The organism is Glutamicibacter sp. BW78, from assembly GCF_002332245.1.
GTDB lineage: Bacteria > Actinomycetota > Actinomycetes > Actinomycetales > Micrococcaceae > Arthrobacter_H > Arthrobacter_H rhombi_A.
Genome location: NZ_NRGU01000003.1, coordinates 5,269 through 6,028, shown reverse-complemented (window position 1 = coordinate 6,028; position 760 = coordinate 5,269). Strand labels below are relative to the sequence as shown.

Here is a 760-nt window from a genome sequence, read left to right as displayed (position 1 = left end):
TGCTGCATTTCGAACTATACACTTTTAAAAGTCCCCCTTGTGAAGTATGAGTCTGAGATGCAGAAATAGGGGAGCGACTCAAAAAGAGCTGCCCGCGAATTATCCGGATGTCCGGATAATTCGCGGGCAGCCATGGGGCCCTGCTTGGCTCTAGACCGCGAGCAGGTCGAACGCCTTGTGTTTGAGGCTGGTTGCGGCCGTGCCGATCGCCGCCATGGAACGGGCCGTCTCCACGTCCTCGCAGTACCGGTTGAGCTTGGCCGGGGCATAGTGGTCGACGAACTCCGCCACCGCCTGGTAACCGGCCCAGCGCGTCCCACGGATGGCATCATTGGTCGGCGCATCAGCGAACAACCACTCGAGGCGATCAGCCTTCTCGCGATGGTTGTCCTTCACCCGATTCGTCGCGTTCTCGCTCGGAGTCGGCATCAAGCGCTCGACCAAGTCGCCAAAAGCCGCATCCGTGAGCGATTCCTGGATCATCCGCTCCGCAGCCGCCTGAAACTCTTCCTGGTAGCGGAACGTGAGGCTCAAGGCCTGCCGGGCCTGCTCGATGTGGCCCATCGCCGAACGGGTGTGACGGATATTGAAAGTACCCTTCGCATGCTGCAGGGCAGCGGCCTGGGTATTCGCGCAGACCACCCGGATGGGGGTGACCATCAGACGGAACGGGCTGGACCCGTCGTGCGAGTTCAGAGCCGCGATGTACATGTCGACGTCATCGACTCCGCCCACCTTCATGTGCTCCGGAAGCTTCATC

Annotated in this window: 1 pseudogene (cut by a window edge); it reads right to left on the bottom strand. The window is 60.8% G+C overall.

The features are described 5' to 3' along the window. Window positions 1-150: 150 nt before the first annotated feature. A pseudogene (locus tag CIK75_RS00055) lies at window positions 151-760 on the bottom strand (DUF932 domain-containing protein); it runs 73 nt beyond the window's last position.